This is a genomic window from Mesorhizobium sp. P3_A9 (genome assembly GCF_056402975.1).
Map to the genome: position 1 here is coordinate 1 of NZ_JBFUGJ010000383.1, position 5,387 is coordinate 5,387.

Below are 5,387 nucleotides of genomic sequence, written 5' to 3' on the forward strand. Positions count from 1 at the left end.
CGGACAACCGGGGTCGAGGCGGCGGGTTGGTCGCTTGAAGGGTGCGAAGGAGGCAGTTCGAGATGCTTTCGAAACCGTTTGATACGCCGATCCGCGTGTGGGTTGGATTAGGCTTTCCTCGCCAACTCAACACAGTCGCCGATGCCTATCAGTTTGCTATGGAATGGTGCGGCAACAGCCCTGAACAGAAAGCGGCCGTGCGAGCCTGCAAGGCCGCACTAGTTGGGGATGTTGACCTAGAGACTGCCCGAGGCATTTTCGTCGCGTTCGCTCGCAAGAAGGACATTCTGCTGGAAGAAGGCAACGTGCCCTCACCTCACCCTAAGCCGACACCCAGCTACGTATGAAACTGCATCGAAGATGGCGGCTACCTTGTGAGGTGGCCGCCTCTTGCCCTACGTCCAACCCGAAGCCAACATTCCCAGCTTTCCACGAGCACATTCATGACAAACGAAACGCCAATTACACCACCTGTCCGAGAGGTAACCGCGACCCGGTACGACGCTGAGTGCCAGGACGCCTTGGCGCCACATGTTGACGAGCTAGTTAACCGAGCAGAGCAGGCCGGTTGGAACCGAACGCGCGCCGCTTCCGCATTGATGTATTTAGCTGCCAAGCGGCTCAGTCCGACATCCTAGACAAGGCGAAAAACTGCCGACCGCGATTGCTATTTTGAATCAATCCCCTGCTCAGGCTCCATCCCAATGGTGTCGCCATCGCCATGCACATCGTCGTGATCCCAGTCGATCGTTTTGTCAGGCGTTTTGAGTACGGCCTCCCGGGTATCCTTACCGGTGTCCTTGCGAGGCGTTGGTCCAGGCATATCACGAGATGATTTCGGCGGCTCCTTTCGTATGTCCGATCGCGTAACAACGCCGGAAGAATTAGGTTCCTTCAAACAGTTCAGGAGCGACATGCTCGTCGTCGGCTGTTCAAACTCGTGTCTCTCCAACGGCGGCGGTTGAACCTGAAACAGGACAAGTTCGTGAGCAGCGAAAAACGCCAATCTGAGCTGCCCTTTGCAGTCACCAGCCAGGGCGATGAGCGGTAGGTCACCGCCCCCAGCCCTTGGCGAAGTTTCAGCAATCGCGGACGGGCGCAATTTGAGCCGCATTACTTGTGCTTCATTTTCCTGAATGTAGCCACTTTGCCCTGTAAATCAGCCTGGACCTCGAACCCAGCCTGATGCCAGGCTTCGGCTTGGACCGTTCGCTTGCCAGTCCGGCCGCTTGACCACCACTGTGGATCTATATGGGCCGCCTTGGGTAAGGGCACGGTTTCATCCAACTGCTCGAAAATGATGACAATCTCTGGCGCGCCCAGCGTTTCCAATAAGCTCCGCCAAGGCTCATATCTTGTCATCGCCTCGGCCTCACAAGTTTGTCTTGCGCTCCGGGCTCGGATGGTTCAGCCCGTATCACTGGCTCGAGGTTGTTGGGGAAGTTGGGGGCCTTTCGGGTATCGCGTACGCGGGTGCAAAAACCGGGAGCAGTGCAGCCACCTCCTCGAGCAACTCTAGCAATATGTCAGTCATGACCATGTGTCCGTCGTGGATGCTTTGATCCTGAACTTACGACTCCTGATGTTCCCTCCCAATCGTTTAGACGCCTTGCCCTAGGCTTTCCGAACTGATCCCTGCTGCGTGTGCCCGGGTGTCAGACCCGGGCAGCCAGTGCCCACCTTGCCGGAGACAAGTCGGTAGAAACGGGCGCTAGCTCTCGTCCGCGAGCGCAGCGAGAAATGATCGGCGCCATTCTGCTGCGTCATTGCGGCTGATGCGCGTGAGCAGTGCACCGTGCCTCTCAATTCTTTCCTCAAGGGGCATCGCGAGCGCCTTGGCGATAGCGTCAGCAACGTCGTCGATCGAATAGGGATTTACGATCAGCGCTTCCTCAAGCTCTTCAGCGGCGCCCGCAAAACGCGACAATACAAGCACTCCGGGATCGGCCGGGTCCTGGGCGGCTATGAATTCCTTTGCGACGAGGTTCATTCCATCACGCAAGGGCGTCACCAGCCCGACCTGGCTGGCGCGTAACAGGCCAGCCAGCCGCGAGCGTGGTACGGCTCGGTGAATGTAGCGGATCGGTGTCCAAGCCAGATCCGCGTACTTACCGTTCACAGAGCCGGCGGTCGCCTCGAGCTGTGCCCTTATTTCGGCGTAAGCACCGACCTCTTCTCGCGTGGGCGACGCAATTTGCAAATATGTAGCCGCCCGCTGATGTTCGGGATATCTTTCCAGAAGCCGCGCGAAGGCTTGCATGCGGCCGGGCATCCTTTGGAGTAATCCAGCCGGTCGACGCCGATGATCTGTTTAAGACCCAGAATCTGGCGACGCATGGAATCAATCTGCACATCCTGCGACGCCTCGTTAGCCATGCGTGCGAACGCGCCGACATCGATGCCTATCGGAAAGCTCCGCGACACAACGGTCCGGCCATTGGCCTCCGCCGCGTCATTGTTGTCGAAGGTGATCGAATTTGTCGCCCACACGGAGCGGCGGAAATTCGTCACGTCGGTCTCGGTTTGGAAACCCAGAACATCGTACTGAAGCAGGTCAGCGATTAGTTCTTCATGGTCCGATGTGGCGACAAACAGGTCAGGAGGCGGGAACGGGATGTGGAGGAAAAAGCCGATCCGATTCCCAAATCCGAGCCGCCGCAGCTCGGCAGCAAGCGGGATAAGATGATAGTCGTGGATCCAGACCAGGTCGTCGTTGCCCGTCAGCAATCGTGCAAGCGCCTGGGCGAAGCGCGCATTGATCTGCCTGTAGGCGTGAAGAAATTCGCTGCGATGATCCACCAGGTCGAGGCGGTAATGGAAAAGTGGCCACAGCGTACTGTTGGCGTAGCCGTTGTAGTAGAGGGAGTATGCCTCGCGCGGCAGGCTGAGTGCGGCTGTCTCGATCCTTCCCAGGCGTTCAAGGTGAATGAGGGGTTCGTCGCCCGGAGCCGTATCTCGATGCTCGTCGCTTGCCCCCAACCAGAGACCTCCACGCTCGGCCAACGCATCCGCGACCCCAACCGCGAGGCCTCCGGCTTGCGACAGGTCGCGAATGTTCCCGAGCCTATTCGAGACAACAACCAACCGACGGGGTTCGGCATTGTCGTCTGGGTGCTTTTCCGCGCCCCGTAAAGTCTCACTCCCGCTGGAACTGCCAGCCGTTTGCGGATGCTCTCTGTGGTTTTCATTTGATCGCTGCAACAAGAGGAATCCTAACCTGGCAAGTTCGCTTGGGAACGGTCTGCTATCGCGATTGTTCCACGTCGTGAAAACGCCCAGATCGCCCTGGCCAAGAGTTCTGATTTCGACAACCCATCGACGATCGACTGCATTGACCAGCTCGGCCTCGATCACCAAGGACACCTGTGGTGTCGGCTGCAAGGCATCTTGTTCAAAGCGGCTTTGTTCAGCCGCTCGGCCAGGAGAGGTGCAGTAGATACCAGACAGGCAAATCGGCCAACGCGATAAGACCAAGCCGATCGACGAGGCAACGGCACTCCTCTCCGTGATGGGCAAACCACAAAGGCAAGGAGCGGAACAACAAGGGCTAGTTCGGGGTGCTCGTTCGGTAATTCACATGCCGTAGCGGTTATCCGTCTGAGAGCGCCATCGACACCCGGCCAGCTTGTCCATCCCTTGATGCTACCGGTGGACGGCTTTGCCGTGGCTTACAACCCTCCATCGTCTCCAGGAAGTGTTGCAGGCTCCGTGCTTTCCGATAGTTCTGACGCGACAGACTCCCTCCCAACGTCGCGGACAGTCGCGTTTCCGATCGTCATGAACCAATTCACGCGGAGAGGGTTTGTAAGCTCATAGCTGGTTGAGGATGGTATATGTTCGAAAATTTCGCGCTCGAAATGGTGGAAACCGGGTGCGGGCCGATACGACTTCGGCACGGGGGATCTGGGCCGCCTGTGCTTCTGATCCATGGCCATCCCCGCACGCATATGACTTGGGGCCAAGTCGCAGACCTGCTGTCAGCAGATTTCAGGATCGTATGCCCCGACCTTCCAGGCTTCGGGCGCTCCTACATGCCGCCGGACGACCCGGAAAGCAAGTTCTCATCCAAGCGGGCAAAGGCCGCGGCGCTGGTGGAGGTTATGAAAAGGTTGGGGCACGACACCTTTTCCGTCGCCGGTCACGATCGTGGCAGTCTGGTCGCTTTCAGAATGGCAATGGACCATACCGGTCTGGTGCGAAAGCTGATTACCGTGGATGGGTTGCCGATTATTGAGCATCTGGAACGTGCCGACTGGAAATTCGCCCGCGATTGGTACCACTGGTTCTTCTTCGCTCAACCCGAGAAGCCGGAGCGGGCCATCCTGGCAGACCCACTGGCATGGTACAGCGCCCTGCGGCCAGATGAGATGGGACGAGACGCCTATGACGAGTTGGCATCGTTCATCCGCGATCCTGCTATCGTGCATGGGATGGTCGAAGACTATCGCGCAGGTATCAGGATCGATCATCGCCATGACCGTGATGATCGAAGCGCCGGCCGAAAAGTGCGCTGTCCGATGCTCTGCCTCTGGTCGATCGACGATGACTTGGAGCAGATCTATGGGGATCCGGTCGCAATCTGGAAGCACTGGGCCGACGACGTTTGCGGCTTTGGGATCAAGAGTGGGCACCACGTCGCCGAAGAAAATCCAGCTGCTCTCGCAGCAGCGTTCAAGGCCTTTCTTCAAAATGAAATCAGTTGATCGATGCCCGACGCGTGCCGGTTATCTGATCTTCTGCAGCTCGACTGACCAGTGACCGAGCCTCAGCGTTTGACCCGAAAGCTGGCTTGCATTGTTGCGAGTTCCTGCTCCGAACAGCGAAGGATCGGCCGCACGGGGTCGGAAATGTCGAGCTTGTCCCACCGAATCCGATAGATCCCTTTGCGATGGCGCAGCCGAACCAGGTCGAGGAGGGCCGTGCCAATTGACGAGGCGGACAGACGCTCGAACGCCGCGAAAATACCGATATGATACTCCTTGACGACAAGTTCGTCGCCGTCTGCCTCGGCGACGATCTCTTCCAGATGGCCTATGCAATGACCCTCTTTTGAGAAGACCCGCCGGCCAGCCAATCGGTCGAGATTTGCGGTTGCCATCGTCAAGCTCCCGGAATCCTTCCGACGATGTGGTCGCGCAACCAGTCCTGCCAGCCAAAAATCGCAGTCTTGCGCACATCGATATCGAACTCGATGTCTAGGCCGATCTCGCGAACCTTGCTCCATGCCACCCGATGAGGCTTGGCATGGCGTTGGCCGCCCAGCTTGGCGGCCAGAATGACCATCCAGCGTTCGGGGAGCGGTCCCAAGCGGCGCGCCAGCGCAATCGAGCCGATCTCGACGGCGATGATCCTTGGGGGCTTACCTTGTCTCAACTGGGCTACTATCC

At 58.3% G+C, this 5,387-nt stretch carries 6 protein-coding genes and 1 pseudogene; 2 read left to right on the top strand and 5 right to left on the bottom strand.

All coding sequences use genetic code 11. The features are described 5' to 3' along the window. Window positions 1–62: 62 nt before the first annotated feature. Window positions 63–347 (top strand): DUF982 domain-containing protein, encoded by a 285-nt coding sequence (locus AC1DX0_RS30460; RefSeq protein ID WP_477223801.1) that lies wholly within the window; start codon window positions 63–65, stop codon window positions 345–347. A gap of 320 nt (window positions 348–667) precedes the next feature. Here the strand turns inward: AC1DX0_RS30460 and AC1DX0_RS30465 are convergent, their stop codons facing one another. The 3 genes and pseudogenes from AC1DX0_RS30465 to AC1DX0_RS30475 form a co-directional block, all read right to left on the bottom strand. Next, window positions 668–1,114, bottom strand: coding sequence for a hypothetical protein (locus tag AC1DX0_RS30465; protein ID WP_477223800.1), 447 nt, complete (start codon window positions 1,112–1,114; stop codon window positions 668–670). Continuing rightward, the gene (locus AC1DX0_RS30470) at window positions 1,114–1,362 is read right to left on the bottom strand and encodes a DUF7662 domain-containing protein (RefSeq protein ID WP_477223799.1); all 249 of its coding nucleotides are present in this window, start codon (window positions 1,360–1,362) and stop codon (window positions 1,114–1,116) included. The genes AC1DX0_RS30465 and AC1DX0_RS30470 overlap by 1 nt, the downstream gene beginning before the upstream one ends. A 349-nt stretch (window positions 1,363–1,711) precedes the next feature. Further along, window positions 1,712–3,363 (bottom strand): annotated as a pseudogene (locus AC1DX0_RS30475) (alpha,alpha-trehalose-phosphate synthase (UDP-forming)). A 470-nt stretch (window positions 3,364–3,833) separates the two neighbouring features. On the opposite strand from AC1DX0_RS30475, the gene AC1DX0_RS30480 reads away from it, so the two are divergent. Continuing rightward, on the top strand, window positions 3,834–4,703 hold the full coding sequence (locus AC1DX0_RS30480; protein ID WP_477223798.1) for an alpha/beta fold hydrolase: 870 nt from the start codon (window positions 3,834–3,836) through the stop codon (window positions 4,701–4,703). Between the two features lie 62 nt (window positions 4,704–4,765). On the opposite strand, the gene AC1DX0_RS30485 is transcribed toward AC1DX0_RS30480, so the two are convergent. Then, a complete protein-coding gene (locus tag AC1DX0_RS30485) occupies window positions 4,766–5,098 on the bottom strand; it encodes a hypothetical protein (RefSeq protein WP_477223797.1) in 333 nt (110 codons plus the stop codon). A gap of 2 nt (window positions 5,099–5,100) precedes the next feature. After that, window positions 5,101–5,387, bottom strand: a 287-nt coding sequence (locus AC1DX0_RS30490) for a hypothetical protein (protein WP_477358140.1), incomplete at its 5' end; no start/stop codon positions are given.